The 17,681-nt window shown below is 70.0% G+C and carries 17 protein-coding genes and 1 riboswitch; of the genes, 7 read left to right on the top strand and 10 right to left on the bottom strand.

What is annotated here, in order from left to right:
• Window positions 1-50: 50 nt before the first annotated feature.
• Window positions 51-812, bottom strand: a complete 762-nt coding sequence (locus IF29_RS0111025; RefSeq protein WP_157623685.1) for a mechanosensitive ion channel family protein — start codon at window positions 810-812, stop codon at window positions 51-53.
• Between the two features lie 67 nt (window positions 813-879).
• Window positions 880-1,185, bottom strand: a complete 306-nt coding sequence (locus IF29_RS43405; RefSeq protein ID WP_198037384.1) for an STAS domain-containing protein — start codon at window positions 1,183-1,185, stop codon at window positions 880-882.
• Between the two features lie 210 nt (window positions 1,186-1,395).
• Here IF29_RS43405 and IF29_RS0111015 point away from each other — a divergent pair, with 210 nt between their 5' ends.
• The gene (locus IF29_RS0111015) at window positions 1,396-2,265 is read left to right on the top strand and encodes an aldo/keto reductase (protein ID WP_030252859.1); all 870 of its coding nucleotides are present in this window, start codon (window positions 1,396-1,398) and stop codon (window positions 2,263-2,265) included.
• Window positions 2,266-2,357: 92 nt separating this feature from the next.
• On the opposite strand, the gene msrA is transcribed toward IF29_RS0111015, so the two are convergent.
• Window positions 2,358-2,861 (bottom strand): peptide-methionine (S)-S-oxide reductase MsrA, encoded by a 504-nt coding sequence (gene msrA, locus IF29_RS0111010; RefSeq protein WP_030252858.1) that lies wholly within the window; start codon window positions 2,859-2,861, stop codon window positions 2,358-2,360.
• Window positions 2,862-3,079: 218 nt separating this feature from the next.
• Here msrA and IF29_RS0111005 point away from each other — a divergent pair, with 218 nt between their 5' ends.
• Both IF29_RS0111005 and IF29_RS0111000 read left to right on the top strand, forming a co-directional pair.
• A complete protein-coding gene (locus IF29_RS0111005) occupies window positions 3,080-3,901 on the top strand; it encodes an SAM-dependent methyltransferase (RefSeq protein WP_030252856.1) in 822 nt (273 codons plus the stop codon).
• 114 nt (window positions 3,902-4,015) lie between these two features.
• Window positions 4,016-4,206: riboswitch (M-box (ykoK) riboswitch) on the top strand.
• Between the two features lie 284 nt (window positions 4,207-4,490).
• Complete coding sequence (locus tag IF29_RS0111000) at window positions 4,491-6,122, top strand: NRAMP family divalent metal transporter (protein WP_030252854.1); 1,632 nt, start codon at window positions 4,491-4,493, stop codon at window positions 6,120-6,122.
• A 12-nt stretch (window positions 6,123-6,134) separates the two neighbouring features.
• On the opposite strand, the gene IF29_RS0110995 is transcribed toward IF29_RS0111000, so the two are convergent.
• The 4 genes from IF29_RS0110995 to IF29_RS0110980 all read right to left on the bottom strand — a co-directional run bounded on the left by IF29_RS0110995 (window position 6,135) and on the right by IF29_RS0110980 (window position 11,437).
• Complete coding sequence (locus tag IF29_RS0110995; protein WP_051725167.1) at window positions 6,135-8,015, bottom strand: transglycosylase domain-containing protein; 1,881 nt, start codon at window positions 8,013-8,015, stop codon at window positions 6,135-6,137.
• An 89-nt stretch (window positions 8,016-8,104) separates the two neighbouring features.
• The gene (locus IF29_RS0110990) at window positions 8,105-9,640 is read right to left on the bottom strand and encodes an MFS transporter (RefSeq protein WP_051725166.1); all 1,536 of its coding nucleotides are present in this window, start codon (window positions 9,638-9,640) and stop codon (window positions 8,105-8,107) included.
• A 172-nt stretch (window positions 9,641-9,812) separates the two neighbouring features.
• Window positions 9,813-11,033: an RNA polymerase sigma factor gene (locus IF29_RS0110985; RefSeq protein ID WP_030252849.1), complete on the bottom strand. Its 1,221-nt coding sequence runs from the start codon at window positions 11,031-11,033 to the stop codon at window positions 9,813-9,815.
• A gap of 62 nt (window positions 11,034-11,095) precedes the next feature.
• A complete protein-coding gene (locus IF29_RS0110980; protein ID WP_030252847.1) occupies window positions 11,096-11,437 on the bottom strand; it encodes a YciI family protein in 342 nt (113 codons plus the stop codon).
• A 271-nt stretch (window positions 11,438-11,708) separates the two neighbouring features.
• On the opposite strand from IF29_RS0110980, the gene IF29_RS0110975 reads away from it, so the two are divergent.
• Window positions 11,709-12,956: an alpha/beta hydrolase family protein gene (locus IF29_RS0110975; RefSeq protein ID WP_030252845.1), complete on the top strand. Its 1,248-nt coding sequence runs from the start codon at window positions 11,709-11,711 to the stop codon at window positions 12,954-12,956.
• Window positions 12,957-13,027: 71 nt separating this feature from the next.
• On the top strand, window positions 13,028-13,801 hold the full coding sequence (locus tag IF29_RS0110970) for a class I SAM-dependent methyltransferase (protein ID WP_030252843.1): 774 nt from the start codon (window positions 13,028-13,030) through the stop codon (window positions 13,799-13,801).
• A gap of 74 nt (window positions 13,802-13,875) precedes the next feature.
• Here IF29_RS0110970 and IF29_RS0110965 read toward each other — a convergent pair whose 3' ends face one another.
• On the bottom strand, window positions 13,876-14,649 hold the full coding sequence (locus tag IF29_RS0110965; protein ID WP_030252837.1) for a maleylpyruvate isomerase family mycothiol-dependent enzyme: 774 nt from the start codon (window positions 14,647-14,649) through the stop codon (window positions 13,876-13,878).
• A 192-nt stretch (window positions 14,650-14,841) separates the two neighbouring features.
• On the opposite strand from IF29_RS0110965, the gene IF29_RS0110960 reads away from it, so the two are divergent.
• Together IF29_RS0110960 and IF29_RS0110955 are read left to right on the top strand one after the other, a co-directional pair.
• On the top strand, window positions 14,842-15,291 hold the full coding sequence (locus tag IF29_RS0110960; protein WP_030252836.1) for a GNAT family N-acetyltransferase: 450 nt from the start codon (window positions 14,842-14,844) through the stop codon (window positions 15,289-15,291).
• A gap of 116 nt (window positions 15,292-15,407) precedes the next feature.
• Window positions 15,408-16,118, top strand: coding sequence for a M15 family metallopeptidase (locus IF29_RS0110955; protein ID WP_030252834.1), 711 nt, complete (start codon window positions 15,408-15,410; stop codon window positions 16,116-16,118).
• A 367-nt stretch (window positions 16,119-16,485) separates the two neighbouring features.
• Here IF29_RS0110955 and IF29_RS47495 read toward each other — a convergent pair whose 3' ends face one another.
• On the bottom strand, window positions 16,486-16,758 hold the full coding sequence (locus IF29_RS47495; protein WP_232242101.1) for an HIT family protein: 273 nt from the start codon (window positions 16,756-16,758) through the stop codon (window positions 16,486-16,488).
• Window positions 16,759-16,888: 130 nt separating this feature from the next.
• The gene (locus IF29_RS0110945; protein ID WP_030252833.1) at window positions 16,889-17,584 is read right to left on the bottom strand and encodes a cytidylate kinase family protein; all 696 of its coding nucleotides are present in this window, start codon (window positions 17,582-17,584) and stop codon (window positions 16,889-16,891) included.
• Window positions 17,585-17,681 lie beyond the last annotated feature (97 nt).

Genomic DNA, 17,681 nt, shown 5'->3' with positions numbered 1-17,681 from the left:
GTCCGGGCGCGCCGCACCCCACCCCGTGGGGCGGCGCGCCCGGCCGGCGGTCAGCCGGGTTGCCCCGGCGCCGGAGGAACCGGACCCGCGGTGGGAGCAGCCGGGGACGTGACCGGTGGTGCGGCCGGCAGCGCCGTGGCGCCGCCCATTCCGGGCGCGATGGCGGCGCTCAGGACCGCGTTGTTGGGCAGCAGGACCGGCCCTTCGGGGGTGCGGAGCTGCACGAAGAGCAGGGTCATGTCGGTGACATGGCCCTGGATCCGGCCGCCGAGGGCGCCGGACTGGATCGTCACGTCCTGGCCGACGTGGAACGGGCGCGCGGTCAGCAGCACCAGTCCCGCGAAGATGTTGCCCAGCACCGGCTGGGCCGCGATGCCGACGATGACCCCGGTCAGCGCCCCGCCCAGGATCAGCCGGCTCCACGGCACGTGCAGCAGGCTTAGTGCACCGAGGACCACCAGCGCGTAGCCGGTCAGCAGGCACAGCATCCGCAGCGTGGTCACCCGCGAGTCCCCGAAACTCTGCGGCACCAGCGCGACCAGGTCCTGGGTGGCCCCGCGGACCGCGATCAGGGCGAAGACCAGGAAGACCAGCGCACTGGCCGCGGCAATGGTGCGGTCCGCCAGCGAGTGGTGCGAGGACTGGTCGCCGAGCACGCCCCCGTAGTACGTGGACACGGCCAGCCCGGCCAGCGCCATGGTGGTGGTCACGACGGCCTTGCGGGTGCGGATCACGCCGCGTCCACGGGGCCTGCGGCCGCCGGCCCGGCCGTGGTCCTCCTCGGAGGACGTGGCCTCATCTGGTGTTTTCACGCTCCGTATTGTGCAGCCCGGGGACTGCGCTGCGGAACATCCGCCACGGTTGCCGCCGCGCTCGCCGCTACGCTGCCGTCAGCAGCCGGGACAGGCCGGTGGCCTTCAGCACCCGCAGCAGCAGCGGCCGTGCCTGGACCAGGCGCAACGGGACGCCGAAGTCGGCGGCCAGGTGCTGCGCCCGGATGAAGACGGTCAGCCCGCCGCACTCGCAGGAGTCCACCAGGGCGACGTCGACGTCGATGCGCCGCACCAGGGGGTCGACCAGCAGCGGTTCGAGGGCCTGGTCGAGCAGCGCGTCGGTGCTCCGGTCGACGCACCCGGAGAGCAGGATCTCCGCAGTGCCGGAGTCCTCCCGCACGAGCACGGCCACGGCTGAACGGTCGCCCATGAGTCCCCCGATCCCGCAACGCTACTGGGGAGCAAGGTAGTTGAATCAGCCACGGCTCGTACACGACATCCCCATGATCCCTTCCGTATCGTGTCTCCGCCGTTACCCGCGCCGGGGGGAATCCGGGGGAATAGCGTCCCGGTGATCCAGGTTGGCCCACTCCAGAGCACCCCACCTTCAGGAGGACCCAGCATGCCTGGCATCACCGACCAGCCGGTTCGCGCTTCCGGAAGCTATCTCCTCGGCGGCGACCTGCCCGTCGCCCGGCTGGGGTACGGCACCATGCAGCTGACCGGCCCCGGCGTCTGGGGGGACCCCGCCGACCCGGCCGAGGCACTGCGGGTGCTGCGCCGCGCGGTCGAGCTGGGCGTCACCTTCATCGACACCGCCGACGCCTACGGGCCGTTCACGGCCGACCTGCTGCTGAAGCAGGCGCTGCACCCCTACCAGGACGATCTGGTCATCGCGACCAAGGCCGGATTCACCCGGCAGGGCCCGGGCCGCTGGACCGCGGTGGGCCGCCCCGAGTACCTGCGCCAGCAGGTGGAGCTCAGCCTGCGCAACCTGGGCCTGGAGCGGATCGACCTGCTGCAGCTGCACCGGATCGACCCCAAGGTCCCGCTCGCGGAGCAGATCGGCGAACTGGCCGCGCTGCAGGCCGAGGGCAAGATCCGGCACATCGGGCTGAGCGAGGTCTCGGTGGCGGAGATCAAGGAGGCCGGCCGGACGGCGCCGATCGTCTCGGTGCAGAACCGCTTCAACCTGGCCGACCGGGCCTCCGAGGACGTCCTGGACTACGCGGAGGCCAACGGCGTCGCGTTCATCCCCTGGTTCCCGCTGGCCACCGGCGGCCTGCTGGGCCCGGACAGCCCGCTCGCCCGCATTGCCGCCGATCGCGGCGCCACCCCGGCCCAGCTGGCGCTGGCCTGGCTGCTGCGCCGCTCCCCGGCCGTCCTGCCCATCCCCGGCACCTCGTCCGTGGCGCACCTGGAGGAGAACGTCCTGGGGGCGACGCTGGAGCTGACCGACGCCGAGTTCGACGCCCTCGCCGCCGCCGTCTGAGCCCGCTCAGCCCATATGGCAGTAGGGGTGAAGGCCTCGTCGACAGGGCGAGGCCTTCACCCCCAGCGTAGGCCTGCGGCCTACTGCGGCGGCTACCGGCGCGGCAGCTTCCAGCCCGGCCGCGGGAAGTGGCAGGTGTAGCCGTTGGGGTAGCGCTCCAGGTAGTCCTGGTGCTCCGGCTCGGCCTCCCAGAAGTCCCCCAGCGGCTCGACCTCGGTGACGACCTTGCCCGGCCACAGGCCGCTCGCCTCGACGTCGGCGATGGTGTCCAGGGCGACCCGGTGCTGCTCCTCGTCGGCGTAGAAGATGGCCGACCGGTAGCTTGCGCCGATGTCGTTGCCCTGCCGGTCCACCGTGGTCGGGTCGTGGATCTGGAAGAAGAACTCCAGGATGTCGCGGTAGCTGGTCCGCTCGGGGTCGAACTGGATCTCGATCGACTCGGCGTGCGACCCGTGGTTGCGGTAGGTGGCGTTGGGGGTGTCCCCGCCGGAGTACCCCACCCGGGTCTCGGTCACGCCCGGCTGCTTGCGGATCAGGTCCTGCATGCCCCAGAAGCAACCACCGGCCAGAACGGCCTTCTGCGTGTTGCCAGCCATGGCTTCTCCCTCTGTGTCCTCGGTGCCGGTCAACCCCCTGACCGGCCGGCCCGCGGCGGTCGCCACGGGCGGTCGTCTCCAACTGTCGCCGGGGCGGTGCCCGCGGTCAAACCTGGACCCGGACCACCCGGCGGACGGGCCTCCGGTTACCCTGCAAATGATCACCGGACGGGCGTTCGAGCGAGTAGGGTGTGCCCGTGGCTGACAAGTTGGGCTGGATGAAGCCCGGGGACGACGACACACCTTCGGTCGAGCTGCGCACGGACGTGCCCCACCCCGCCCGGATCTACGACTTCCTGCTCGGCGGCAAGGACAACTTCCCGGTGGACCGCGAGGCCTCCCTGGAGATCGCCGCCGTCTGGCCGAACCTCCCCGCCTCGATGCGGGCCAACCGCAGCTTCATGCAGCGGGTGACCCGGTACCTCGCCGAGGAGCAGGGCATCCGCCAGTTCCTGGACATCGGCACAGGCCTGCCCACCTCGCCCAACCTGCACGAGGTCGCCCAGTCCGTGGACCCCGCCGCGCGGGTCGTCTACGTCGACAACGACCCGATGGTGCTGGTGCACGCCCGCGCCCTGCTCACCAGCGCGCCCGAGGGCAGGACCACCTACATCGACGCGGACCTGCACGATCCGCAGGCCATCCTGAACGCCCCGAACCTGCGCGCCACCCTGGACCTGGACCGCCCGGTCGCACTGAGCCTGATCGCGGTGCTGCAGTTCGTCACCGACGAGGACGAGGCGCACGCCATCATCGACGGGCTGATGAAGCACCTGGCGCCCGGCAGCTTCCTGGCGCTGTCCACGGTCACCGCCGACAGCGCCCCCGAGGAGGTGACCCGGGGCATCGACGCCTACGCGGCCCGGGGCATCCCGGAGCGGATCCGCGACCGGGCCGAGGTCGAGCTGCTCTTCGGCGATCTGGAACTGGTGGACCCGGGCGTCTGCCTGGTGCACCGCTGGCACCCCGACGCGCAGTCGGCGGCCGTCCCCGACGAGCATGTGCACATGCACGGCGGCGTCGCCCGCAAACGCGGCTGAACCGCACCCCCTGGGCCGCGCAACCGCTGGTGAGAAGCGGGTAAGGGCACGGCCCCGGTCGCGAAAACCGGTCGGGCGCCGCTGCCCGGAGGGCTAAGGTGGGAAACGATCGATGAGACACCTCGTTCGGTGAGGCGTCTCCACGGACACAGGCCACTGATCCCACCCGTCGAGAGACGCTCCGGATCAGGACACCTCTTCCCGACCTAAGGGTTGAGGCCAAGTGGCTGCGCAGACGGGCCGGTTGACACAGGCGCCCGCGCTACGCCGTGGGGTGCCAAAGCTCTGACGAGTTGGGGTGTGCCGGTGGTCCGTGCCTGGATCCCGGCGTTCCCCCTGCCGCACGGCGCCAAGGAGCGCCACGACCGGAGGGAGGCGAGCGACATGGACAGCAGCTGCAGTAGTCCGGGCCACAAACGGCCCCAGCACCCATGCCCGAGCCCGTCTTCCTCCGGCATGCGGTAACCAGCCCCCGCTCCGTGCGACCCGCACGGCGACCGGTCGACCCCGCCCACCCGGGCCCCGGGCCGGACCGCGGCTGCCGCATGCCCTCCACACGGCCCCCACCGGGGCCAGGGAGGGGTCCACCATGACCACCACCGCCGACACCACCACCCGCGCCGCCGTCCTGGACGATGCGCACCTGGGCGACATCCAGGGCGCCCTGGGCACCATCCGGCTGGACGACCACGGCGCCCGCCGCGGCCTGTCCGCCAAGGTCAAGACCCTGCTGGCGATCGCCGGCCCCGGACTGATCGTCATGGTCGGCGACAACGACGCCGGAGCCTTCGCCACCTACGGCCAGGCCGGCCAGGACTACGGCACCCACCTGCTGTGGACCCTGCTCCTGCTGGTCCCGGTGCTCTACGTCAACCAGGAGATGGTGCTGCGGCTCGGCGCGGTCACCGGCGTCGGACACGCCCGGCTGATCCTGGAGCGCTTCGGCCGGTTCTGGGGCGCCTTCTCGGTGATCGACCTGTTCGTCCTCAACGCGCTGACCCTGGTCACCGAGTTCATCGGGATCACCCTGGCCGCCGGGTACCTGGGGCTGCCCAAGGCTGCCTCGGTGCTGCTCGCCGCGGCGATCATCGTCGCCTCGGCCTTCACCGGCTCCTTCCGCCGGTTCGAGCGGATCGCGATGGCTCTGTGCGCCGGATCGCTGCTGCTGGTCCCGATCTCCTTCATGGTCCACCCGGCCGCCTCCCAGCTGGCGCACGACCTGGTGGTGCCCGGCCTGCCGGGCGGCAGCGGCCAGCTGGCCACGGTGATGCTGCTGATCATCGGCATCGTGGGCACCACCGTGGCGCCCTGGCAGCTGTTCTTCCAGCAGTCCTACGTCATCGACAAGCGGATCACCCCGCGCTTCATGCGCTACGAGAAGGCGGACCTGGTCCTGGGCATCGTCGTGGTGATCGTCGGAGCCACCGCGCTGATGGGCGCCTGCGCCGCCGCCTTCGCCCACACCGGCGCCGCGGGCGGGTTCACCGACACCGCGGGCGTCGCCCACGGCATCGCCGCCCACGCGGGCCGGGTCGCCGGGGTGCTGTTCGCGATCGCGCTGCTGGACGCCTCGATCATCGGCGCCTTCGCCGTCTCGCTGTCCACCGCCTACGCCATCGGCGACGTCTTCGGCATCAAGCACTCGCTGCACCGCGGGGTCAAGGGTGCCAAGGGCTTCTACGCCGTCTACGCGGCCCTGGTCGCCCTGGCCGCCACCATCGTGCTGATCCCCGGCTCCCCGCTGGGGCTGCTCACCGAGGGCGTGCAGACCCTGGCCGGGGTGCTGCTGCCGTCCGCCTCGGTGTTCCTGCTGCTGCTCTGCAACGACCGGGAGGTCCTCGGTCCGTGGGTGAACGGCGCCAGGACCAACGCCTTCACCGCCGCGGTGGTCGGAGTCCTGGTCACCCTGTCGGTGATCCTGACCGCCTCGGTGCTGTTCCCGCGCATCACCGCGAACGCGATCCTGGACATCATGGTCGGCTGCGGCGCGGCGGGCCTGCTCGCCGCCGGCTACGCCCTCGCCCGCCGCCGCACTGCCGCGACGGCGGACCCCGTGGACCGGACCGGCCGCGACTCCTGGCGGATGCCGCCGCGGGAGACCCTCACCAGGCCGGTGATGGCCACCGGCCGCAAGATCGGCATGGGTGCGCTGCGTGCCTACCTCGCGGTGGCGATGGTGCTGGTCATCATCAAGATCGTCGAGGTCGCGCTCGGAAGCTGACGACCCCTCACGTCAGGGACCGTTCGAGGAGGACCCCGGCAGAGGCACCGTGTGGAAGGAGCGGCGGCCGTCGGTGAAGCCGTCGGCCGCGCCGGTGCCGTCCTCGACCACGCCCTTGAGCATGGTGGTGATGGCGTCGGCGGTGCTCTGCTGCATCACCGGGTGGCAGTTGGCGGAGGGCACCGGCAGGCTCTTGTGGTTCACGTCGGTGACCGCGGTGATCGCGGTGGGGGAGCAGTAGACGCCCCGGGCGGCGAAGGTGGCGTACACGTCGGCCATCTCCAGCGGGGTCAGGCTGTTGGTGCCCAGGGTCAGCGACTGCACCTGGGCGATGGGGGCCAGGGTGGTGGTACCGGGGGAGTAGGTGGCCTGGCTGGTGATGCCCAGCTTGGCCATCATCTGGACGACGTTGCAGAGCCCGGCGTCCTTCTCCAGCGGCACGAAGTAGGTGTTGACCGACTTGGCCATGGCCTCGGGCATGGCGAACGGACCGACCAGGGAGGGGGAGTCGTTCTGGTTCGGCGGGTTGTCGGACTCGGGGAGCCGGTTGCCCTGACAGTCCTTCATGGCCGGGTAGGGCTCCTGGTACGGGGCGGGGTAGGTCTGGTCCATGCCGATGCCGTTCTCCAGCGCGGCGGCCGCGGTGATCGGCTTGACGGTCGAGCCGGTCGGGAAACCGCCGCCCCCGCCCATGGAGCGGTCCACGTTGTAGTTCAGCGTGGTGACCGCGGGGCTGTTGCCGTCGCCGTAGGGGCGGCTCTGGCCCATGGCGACGATGGCGCCGGTGCCCGGCTGGACGATGGTCATCGCGGTGGCGGCCTTGTCGCCGGGGTCGACGTGGGAGCTGACCGAGTTCTCCAGGGCCCGTTGGGCCCTGGGGTCCAGCGTGGTGTGGATGCTGAGGCCGCCGCGGTCCCACAGCGCCTGCCGGGCCTCGACGGTCCTGCCGAAGGCCGGGTCGGCGAGGAAGAGGTGTTCGACGTAGTCGCAGAAGAACTGCTCGCCGTTGCCGGCGGTGATGCAGCCCTCCCTGGGGCGACTCACCTTGAGCCCCAGCGGCGCGGCCTTCGCCTGTACGGCCTGCACCGCGGTGATCGACCCGTACTTGGCCATCGCGGCCAGCACCACATTGCGGCGGACCAGGGCGGCCTGCGCGTCGATCAGCGGGTCGTAGCCGCTGGGGGACTGCACGATGCCGGCCAGCAGCGCGGCCTGGGGGAGGGTCAACCGGTCGGCGTGGACGCTGAAGTAGCGCTCGGCGGCGGACTCGATGCCGTAGGCCTGCTCACCGAAGAAGGCGATGTTGAGGTAGTCGGTGAGGATCTGGTCCTTGCTGAGGGTCTCCTCCAGCTTGATGGCGACCTTCAGCTCGGAGATCTTCCGCGCCACGGTCTGCGCCTGCGCCTCGCGGACCTTGGCCGGGTCGTTGCCGGCCAGCTCCACGTTCATGTTCTTCACCAGCTGCTGGGTCAGCGTCGATCCGCCCTGCGAGGTGCCGGAGGAGGCGTTCTTGGTGAGCGCGCGCAGGGTGCCCTTGAGGTCGATCGCGCCGTGCTGGTAGAAGCGGTTGTCCTCGATGTCGACCAGCGCCTGCCGCATCACCGGGGCGATCCGGGCGAAGGGCACCACGACCCGGTCCCGGGCGTAGACCCTGGCGATCACCCCGCCGTCGGCGTCGTAGACGGTGGACGCCTGGGAGAGGGTGGGGGCGGCGTTGTACTCCGCCGGAAGGTTGTTGAAGTCGGTCACCAGCGACTTGGCCCCGAACCCCAGCGCACCGACCGCGGGCAGGGAGAGCCCGGCGACCAGTGTGCCCGCCAGCACACTCGCACAGACCATCGCCACGCCCAGTCCGAACCTGCGGATGACACCGTGCAGACGCTTCCCCGCCATGCTTCCCCGATACCCGGTCCGCCCGGGCCCGGCCCCTTTCCTTACCGCTCTCACACGGTTCCGGGCCGGATCCGGCCGGAACCGACGGCCTAGCGCGAGCCGGCCGGCTCCTTGTTGCGCGGGCCTCCGGGGCCCGAGGTGTCGGACGCCGGACCGGAGATCTCCTCCAGCGAGCGGCCCTCGGCGTCCACGCCGAGGAAGACCTCGACCACGGCGCCGATCAGCATCACCGCGGCTCCGATGAGGTAGCCGATGAACAGCTTGAAGTGGTCGTGGCCGTCGCCGATCAGCTGCCCGTAGAGCCAGGGGCCGAAGGCGCCGAAGGACTGGGCGATGACGAAGAAGACGGCGATGGCCTTGGCCCTGACCTCCACCGGGAAGATCTCACTGACGGTCAGGTAGGCGGCGCTGGCGCCGGCCGAGGCGAAGAAGAAGATGACGCACCAGCACACCGTCTGGGTGACCGCGTTCAGCAGCCCCGCGTTGAACAGGAAGGCGCTGACGGCCAGCAGGAACCCGGAGAGGAAGTAGGTCCCCGAGATCATCTTTCGGCGGCCGACGGTGTCGAAGAGCCGTCCGATGGTCAGCGGGCCGATCAGGTTGCCCAGCGCGAAGAAGATGAAGTAGTAGGCGGTGTCACCGCTGGCCACGCCGTAGATCTTGGTGAGCACCAGTGCGTAGGTGAAGAAGATGGCGTTGTAGAGGAACGACTGAGTGATCATCAGCGACGCTCCCAGCACGGAGCGGCCGGGATAGCGGGAGAACAGGGTCCGGGCCAGGGTGACGAAGCCGATCTGGTCCGCGGCGGCGACCTGGACCGCCCTGGACCCGTCGACCGGTGGCAGCGACCGCCCGGAGGATTCGACTTCGTGCTCGATCTCGGTCACCGCCTGCTCCGCCTCGTCGACCCGCCCGTGCATCAGCAGCCAGCGCGGACTCTCCGGCAGGTTCTTCCGGACGAACAGGATGACGAAGCCGAGGACCGGGCCGGACAGGAAGGCCACCCGCCAGGCGTAGCTGCTGGGCAGGTTATTGACGACGGTGAGGGTGATGATCGTGGCGATCAGGGCTCCGCCCCAGTAGGTGCCGTTGATCGCGATGTCCACCCGCCCCCGGTACCGGGCCGGGATGAGCTCGTCGATGGCCGAGTTGATGGCGGCGTACTCGCCGCCGATGCCCATGCCCGCGATGAACCGGGTGGCGTTGAGCCAGATGACCCAGCCCTGGCTGTGGCCGGCCGTGCAGGCGGTGAGGGCGCCGCCGAGCAGGTAGACACCCAGGGTGATCATGAAGAGGTTGCGCCGCCCCCACTTGTCCGACAACCATCCGAAGAACAGCGCCCCGGCGACCTCACCCAGCAGGTACACGGTGCCGACCGAGAAGCTCACCGACGCCGAGGACAGGTTCAGCGTGTCCGGCTGGGTCAGGATGCTGGTGACATTGCTGGCGATGGTGATCTCCAGGCCGTCCAGCACCCAGGCCACACCCAGGGCGATCACCAGCCTGGTGTGGAAGGGGGACCAACCCAGCCGGTCCAACCGGGCCGGGACCAGGCTGCGGATGCCCCGTCCGGAGTCCGGAGCGGCATGGTCCCCCGGAATGGCGGAGTCCGAGGAGTGGGTCATCAGGCACCTCCGATGGCGCGTCCTTCGCCGAGCGCCGGCGTCGGCGCGGGGCCCGGAACCGGCCCGCACCGGCACTGCGCGCTGCGGGCGGCAGCGCCCGCACCAGCGCATCTGCCCGGTTGCTCAGCAGGCTAACGTCGCCCTTATCTCCCCGCAGAACCTGACGAGCCGCTCAGCCGGACTGCAGCCGGCCCCGCAGGAACCGCCGCTCCGCCTCGGTGGGGGCCAGCTCCAGGGCCGCGCGGTAGCTCGCGTCGGCCTCCGCAGCCCGGCCGAGACGGCGCAGCAGGTCCGCGCGGGTGGCGTGGAGCAGGTAGTACCGGTTCAGCCGCCCGGTCCCGGCGATCGCCTCGACCAGTGGCAGCGCCGCCTGCGGGCCCTCGGCCATGCTGACCGCGACGGCGCGGTTGAGGTCCACGACCGGGCCCGGTGCGACGGCCGCGAGCTCGGTGTAGAGCCCGACGATCTGCGGCCAGTCGGTCTGCTCCGCAGTCGGGGCGGTGGCATGGCAGGCCGCGACGGCAGCCTGGATCTGGAACGGTCCGGCCCGGCGCCGCCGCAGCGCCCGTTCGAGGACCGCGCTGCCCTCGGCGATCAGCTCTTGGTCCCACAACGAGCGGTCCTGCTCCGACAGGGTGACCAGCTCGCCGTCGGCGTCGGTCCGGGCCGGCCGGCGGGCGTCGTGCAGCAGCATCAGCGCCAGCATCCCCTGCGCCTCGGGCTCGTCCGGCATCAGCGCCGTCAGCACCCGCGCCAGCCGGACCGCCTCCTGGCACAGCCGGTGCTTCCGAGGGTCCCCGTAGCCCTCGTTGAAGAGCAGGTAGAGCACATGGAGCACGGCCGGGAGGCGATCGGGCAGCAGGTGCCCGGGCGGCACCCGGAACGGGATGGCCGCGTGCGCGATCTTCTGCTTGGCCCGGAACAGGCGCTGGCCCATGGTGCGCTCCGGCAGCAGGAACGCCCGCGCGATCTCGGCGGTGGTCATCCCGGCCAGGCTGCGCAGCGTCAGCGCCACCTGGGCGTCCAGGTTCAGCGACGGATGGCAGCAGGTGAACATCAATTCGAGCCGCTCGTCCGGGATCTCGTGGTCGCTCGCGTACGGCTGCGGTTCAGGTTGCATCGCGGCGACCTCCCGTAGCTTCGCCGCCTCCGTGGTCGCCCGGCGGATCCGGTCGATGGCACGGTTGCGCGCGGTGGTGGTGAGCCAGGCCAGCGGCTGGTCCGGGACGCCGGTCTCGGGCCACTTCACCAGCGCACGGGCGAAGGCGTCCTGGGCGCACTCCTCGGCCAGGTCCCAGTTGCCGCCGGTGAACCGGATCATGGTGGCCACGATCCGGCTCCAGCCGTCGGCGTAGATCCCGGCGATCCGGTCCTCCACCTGCCGCTCCGTCATGGGTCTCGCGCTACCTGGTTCCTGTTCCGTGCTCCCGGGGGGCTGCCGCGCTCCGCCTAGTCCTAATCCTCGTCGTCGAGCCAGAACGGGCGGAGCTCGATCATCCCGTGCCAGGCCATCGGATGCTTGGACGCGACCTCGATGGCCTCGTCGAGATCGGCGCACTCCAGCACGTCGAAGCCGGCGATCTGGTCCTTGGTCTCGGCGTAGGGCCCGTCGGTCAGCAGCACCTCCCGGTTGCGGACCCGCACGGTCGTGGCGTCGTCGGCCGGGCGGGTGCGGTTGCCCAGCAGCCGGATCCCCTTGCCGTCCATCTCGGCGACCCAGTCCTCGACGTCCGGCGCGCCCTCGTCCTGTCCGGGCTTGAAGTCGGGGTCGGTGCAGACCAGCATCAGGTACTTCATGGCAGTGCTCCCATCGTGGTGTCGGCAAGTGACCACAGCAGTGGCCGTGGTCCCTTCATCATCTCCGTGCGACTGACGAACGGCGGGAGCGTTCTACTACCACTGTGCCGAAGATTTTTTCCGGCGGCGCCGAGAACGGTGCGGCGGGCGGTGCCGGGGGTATGCCCCACCCCCGAGTCGGGGACCAGCACCATGGGGCCGGTCTGCCCCCGCTGGAACAGTTGGGTCGTGTCAGCACCTTTCCGGATTCCGGCGAGAGGGAGAACAGACCATGCACGCCATCAGCCCGCGCAGCCGCACCCTGGTCGCCGCGGCGGCCCTCACATTGACCGTCGCCTGCGCGGCCCCGGCGGCAGCTGCGACCGTGGCTGCGGGGTCGACGTCGACCAGCGCGGTGCAGCAGTGGACGCAGCGCGGCACCGTCGTGGCGGTGACGCCGATGTCCCGACTGACGCCGGCCCAGGCCTCCGCGTACGTCACGACCATGGGCTTCGCGACGGGTGCCGCCCGCGACGGTGTCGACCTCTACCGGATCACCTACCGGACCGTCACCCCGCAGGGAGGCCCGACGACCGCCACCGGACTGCTGGCGCTTCCCGTCGACGGGAGGCACAGCGCCCTGCCCACCGTCGAGTACACCCACGGCACCATGCCCTCCCGGGAGGACGCGCCCTCGGTCTCCGACGGGCCCGACCGCGCCGTCACGGTGATGTTCGCAGGTCAGGGCTTCGCCGCGGTCGCCCCCGACTACCTGGGCTTGGGCCTGGGGCCGGGCGCCCACCCGTACATGGACCTCGGCTCGGAGACCTCCGCCTCGGTCGACCTGCTGCTCGCGGCGCGCACCGTCGCGGCCGAGCATGGCCGACGACTGGACGGACGACTGCTGGCCACCGGCTTCTCCCAGGGCGGCGCCGCCGCGATCGGCCTGGCCCATGCGGTGCAGCAAGGCGCGGTGCCAGGCTTCCGACTCACCGGGCTGGCGCCCGTCAGCGGACCCTACGACCTCCGCGGCCAGGAGATCCCGGCAGCCTTCGACGGCCGGCTCGACCCGCCCATCGCCACGTTCTATCTGGCCTACCTGATCACCGCCTGGAACCGGCTGACCCCTCTCTACCAGACGCCGTCCGAGGCCTTCCGCGCTCCCTACGACCGCACCGTGCCGCAGCTCTTCGACGGCGACCACACCGACGACCAGGTCACCGCAGGCCTGCCGGCCGATCCGACGCACCTGCTCACCCCGGGTTTCATCGCGAAGCTGCACCACCCCACCGGCTCCTTCGCCGCGATGCTGAGCAAGGCCGACGCAGTCTGCGACTGGACCCCGAACGTCCCGGTCCACCTCTTCGCCGCCGACGGCGACCGCGACGTGGCCTACGGCAACGCAGTCGCCTGCACGGACGCCCTGCGCGACCACGGAGCGCACGTCTCACTCACCGACGTCGGCCCCGTGGTCCACACCCAGTCCGCCCTGCTGAGCTACCCGCAGATCCTGAACTGGTTCGAGAGGCTGGCGGCCTGACGGAAGCGCAACGCGCACGGGTCCATGGTTGGGCCAGGAACCGAACGGGTGCGACCTACGTCTCCCGCACCATGACTTCTGACGACCAGCAAGAGCACGCGAGCCAGTCCGGAGCTGTCTCGCCGACTGCTGTGACTGTGGATCCGCCGCAGGTCAACGACTACGACAGCATCGCTGAGGCGTACTCGGCCGAGAACGAGACCAGCCTCGTCAATGCCTACTACGAGCGGCCGGCGATGCTGGCCCTCGCCGGGGACGTGGCCGGTCGGCGGATCCTCGACGCCGGCTGCGGTTCCGGGCCGCTGTCCGAGGCGCTGCGCGACCGTGGCGCCGTCGTGAGCGGCTTCGACGCGAGTGCCGGGATGCTGGAGCTGGCCCGGCGGCGGCTCGGTGACGGTGCGGACCTGCAGGTGGCCGAACTGGGCAGTCCCCTGTCCTACCCTGACGACACGTTCGACGACGTCGTCGCGTCCCTGGTGCTGCACTACCTGGAGGACTGGGGGCCGGCGCTGACCGAGTTGCGACGCGTACTGAAGCCCGGCGGTCGCCTGATCATGTCCGTCGACCACCCCTTCGCCATCCACGGCTTGGAGTTCCTGGCCGGGAACAAGAGCAACTACTTCGCGACCTACGACCGGATCGAGGAGTGGACCATGGGCGGCCAAACCGCCCAACTGCGCTTCTGGAACAGGCCGCTGCACGCCATGACCGATGCCTTCACTGAAGCGGGGTTCCGGATCACGGTCATCAGCGAGCCGGAATCCGTCCCGGCCGCTCGTGACCTGTTCCCCGAGGTCAAGCCACGCTTCCTGAGCTTCCTGTTCTTCGTCCTGCAAGCGGAGTAGCACGGGAGCGGGCGCGGAGCCCGACGGTCACCGGCTGGCGCCGATGCCGTCCTGAGACTCCGCGCCCTGTTGTCCTACTCGTTCGGGTCCCACTCTGCGAGCTGCTCCATCGGCTCGGTGTTGCCGGTGGTCTCCACGCTGTCGAGCGGGGCGCGCTCGTAGAAGTAGAGGACCATATCGCTCGCAGTGCCTCGCATCCCCATGTCGCCGGGCTCCGCGTCGGCGGCGAGGTCGTCGCAGTGGACGCCGTCGGCGTTGAGGGTCAGGCGCCAGGAGCGGCCCTCGGTCGCGTGCAGGTCGATGGTCGCCGGCTTGAACGGCCACGGGACGGTCGTCGCCGAGACGGTGGTCAGGAACTCGTCGACGCCCTCGACCGCGACGTCCGTCGGCAGCGGCTGTGCGGCCCCCAGGGTGAGCTGGACGTCGTAGGTGTGGACGGCGATCTCCTGGATCTGGTGCCGGGCCACGGCTCCGCTGGTCTGCGGGGCCTGCGAGCGGCCCCACCAGGTCCAGCAGCCGCGGTCCGGGCCGGCCTCGCGCATCGCGTCGAGCATGAGCTCGGTCGACTCGGCGAGCCAGGCGTCCAGGGCCTCGCGGTCGCGGGGCGCGGTCGGGGCACCCTTCGGGTCCGTCCTCGCTGGGGGCTCAGCGCCCGGGCCAGCCGCGACGATCGCGGCCTGCCGCCGGCGTCCGTCGCCGAGGTGCTGCGCCAGGTCGCGCAGCGTCCAGTCCGGGCAGGTCGGAACCTGGACGTCAAGGTCGGGCGCGGACGCGATGGCAGCGCGGAACGCAGCGGAACGGTCTTCGATCAGCCGCAGGACCTCAGGGAACTCCAAGATATTTTGCACGTCGGTTGTGTATCACGGCACTCCGGCCCCCCGATAGCGAATTTGTCGCACGAACGAACCGAGGGCCGGGCGGAGCGACGGCGCCGAAGCCGTCACGAAACTCCACGCACTGCTCGCCAACGGCGCCTTCCCGAGCCGCTGCGCCTGCGTGACATGCTGGCGCTACCCCTCGGCCGAGTGAAAGGGCCTTACGTGCGGCTGACCATTGAGCGAGCGACCGAGGGCGATGCGGAGACCATCGCTCTCATGCTCGGGGAGATCGAACGCTACTACGGCGGCGCCTACGCGGTTCCCGATGTGAAGCAGGTACGGCATGCGCTGTTCGGCCCGCAGCCCACCGCCATCGTGCTGCTTGCCCGCGACGGTGTGCAGGTCGTCGGACTGGCCTCGGTGTGCTTCCTTTGGCCCGCTGCAGGGGCGGACACCAGCCTCTATCTCAAAGAGTTGTATGTGAGGGAGACGTACCGACTACGCGGCGTCGCTCGCAAATTGATGATTGCCGTGCACTGCGAAGCGCGTTCCGCAGGCTGCTCACGCGTCGAGTGGACCGCTGACCGCGGCAACCCAGCAGCTGTGGCCCTGTATGCCGCACTCGGCGTGGAACCCCACGAAGGCAAGATCTTCTACAGATCGCAGATGTGACTGGTCGAGACTGTTGTCATGGCGATCGAACCGTTTGATGCCGCGGGCGGCTCGGGACCATACCTTCTTAGAGCAGGCCGTGCCGGCAGCCCTCTGATCCGCGAGATGATCACTTCATGAGTGAGATCATATTGATGTCTGACGCCCGGGTCGCAGCCGTGCCTGTTCAGGAGTGTGGCGAACGGCTTGTTGACGTTCGCGGAGGCAGCGCTCTGCTGGTCGACGAACGGAAGCAGCAGGACTCCGCCGGCGCTTTCACCTATCTTCGAGCAGGAGTCCTCGACCGGCTGGTCAAAGCGCAGGAACTGCTTCCCGGGGGCATGCAGTTGCTCTTCGTGGAGGGCTATCGGCCGCCCTCCCTGCAACGTCACTACTTCGACAAATACTCTGCTCGACTGCGTACCGATCATCCGGAGTGGTCCGCCGAGCAAGTCCGCTCAGCAGCAAGCCGCTTCGTGTCTCCTCCCGAGATCGCGCCGCACAGTGCCGGGGCCGCCGTTGACCTGACGCTGGCAGATGACGAGGGTCACGAACTCGACATGGGAACTCGTATGAACGCGACCCCGGAGGAGAGCGCGGGCGCCTGCTATACGCAGGCCGACAACATCAGTGGCGAGGCTCGCTCCCATCGGGACATCCTAGGCGCGGCTCTCACAGCTGTTGGCATGGTCAACTACCCCACCGAGTGGTGGCATTGGTCCTATGGCGACCGCTACTGGGCCCTGCAGTCCGGGGCGAAGGTCGCCCACTACGGAGCCAAGGACCTCGATCGGCCGCACGTTGCAACGAGGTGGCCTTCGCCGGAAGCTCAGCCGTGGCAGGCATGAGATAACGGTCGCTCCGGCCGACGCGAACATGGCCCTCGGCGACTTCGGCCCGCTGGTCCCGTGCGGCGGTCGGTGGATCCTCGGCTGAGAGGAGCGACTATGGGGTGTGGGTTCCGGTATGTCGAGGAATCTAGGTGGCGGGGCTCAACCTGGGTTGTGCATGCCCCGGGCAAGGACCACTTCGCGCAAGCGTGCAGCCATCGAGGCCATCTGGTCCGGTGGCAGCGTGAGTATTCCGTTCTCCGACAGCAGAGCGTGAAACTGCTGCTCTGGGTAGGGGGTGCCAGACGGTAACGCGGCGATATGCCAGTGCAGATGTGCGTTGCCCTGCTGGCTGCCGAGCGAGTATAGGTACGTGCGCTCGGGCTCAAAAGACAGCCTCGACGGCGAGGGTGATCTGCCGCACGAACAGCAAGAGCCGAATGTAGGCGGCCTCGTCCAGGTCCCGCACGACATGCTCGACATGAACCTTCGGTGCCACGAGAACCTTGCCCGGCAACGTCGGCCAGCGATCCAGAAAGGCTATGTGCTCCGCGTCCTCGAAGACCACCTCGTGCGGATAGTCCGGGTTCCCGGCCAGGAGCGCACAGACGAAGCAGGGGCCGCTCTGTGCACGCTCCGCGTACGTCTCAAGATCCATCGGCTGTCGCTCCGTCAACATCTCGCCTCTCTGCGGGGGATGAACCAGTCTGCCGCAGCCCGGAGATCGGCCGGAGGCTGGCGTGATCGAGACGGGAACACCGGTATCCGAGGTGCGGGACGAGGAACTGTCAAAGCCTGTGTGTCGATGCGTGGGGTCGGACTTCCCAGGTCGGTCGTTGGAGCTGGTCGTTGTACACGATGATGTCGGCGTGGTCGGTAGGGTGGGCTGTGGTGAAGTAGAGCTGTTGGGAGGGGATGTAGCGGTGGCGCCAGGACCGTTCGATGTCTGCGGTAGAGCTGGCCAGCGCTGCGCCTCGGTGGCGGGCGCGGTCTATCGTCTGCTCGAAGGGGACGGACACGAAAATGCGCAGGTCCCACCGGTCGATGAGTTCTGGGCGTAGGAGGAAGACGCCGTCGAAGAGCAGCACGGCGTCTGCCGGGGCGGTCGTGGCCGGCAGGGATGACGGGGTGTCGGTGTCGGCGTCGTAGACCGCGGTTTGGAACCTTCGGTCTCCGCCCGGGCCCAGTGGGTCGAGTAGGACCCGGCACAGCGCGGCGTGGTCGTGGGCGTCGAAGTAGCAGCCCTCGGCCGAGTACTGGCCGCGTCGGTAGCGCTGGGCACGGGGGACGAGGAAGTCGTCGATGCTCGCGCGGATGACGTCGCGGTCCTGCGCGCGCAGGACGACGGCAAGCTCATCGGCCAGCGTGGTCTTGCCGGAGGCGGGCGCCCCGTCGATGGCGACCCGCAACGGGTGAGGCGTCGTGACGGACCTGATCGCCTCGGTCAGCCGACTGATGAGCTCGCCGCGGGTGCCCTGGTCCATTGCTGCCTCTCTCACGGTTACGCTGCGGCCGCCGACCCTCGTTCGACGGAGCGACATCCGCTTGATGCCCCGTCAGGGTCACGACCCGGCCCGAAGG

This window comes from Streptacidiphilus jeojiense (assembly GCF_000719095.1).
GTDB lineage: Bacteria > Actinomycetota > Actinomycetes > Streptomycetales > Streptomycetaceae > Streptacidiphilus > Streptacidiphilus jeojiensis.
Note: the sequence above shows the minus strand (reverse complement) of the source record. Positions and strands in the feature narration are given on the sequence as shown.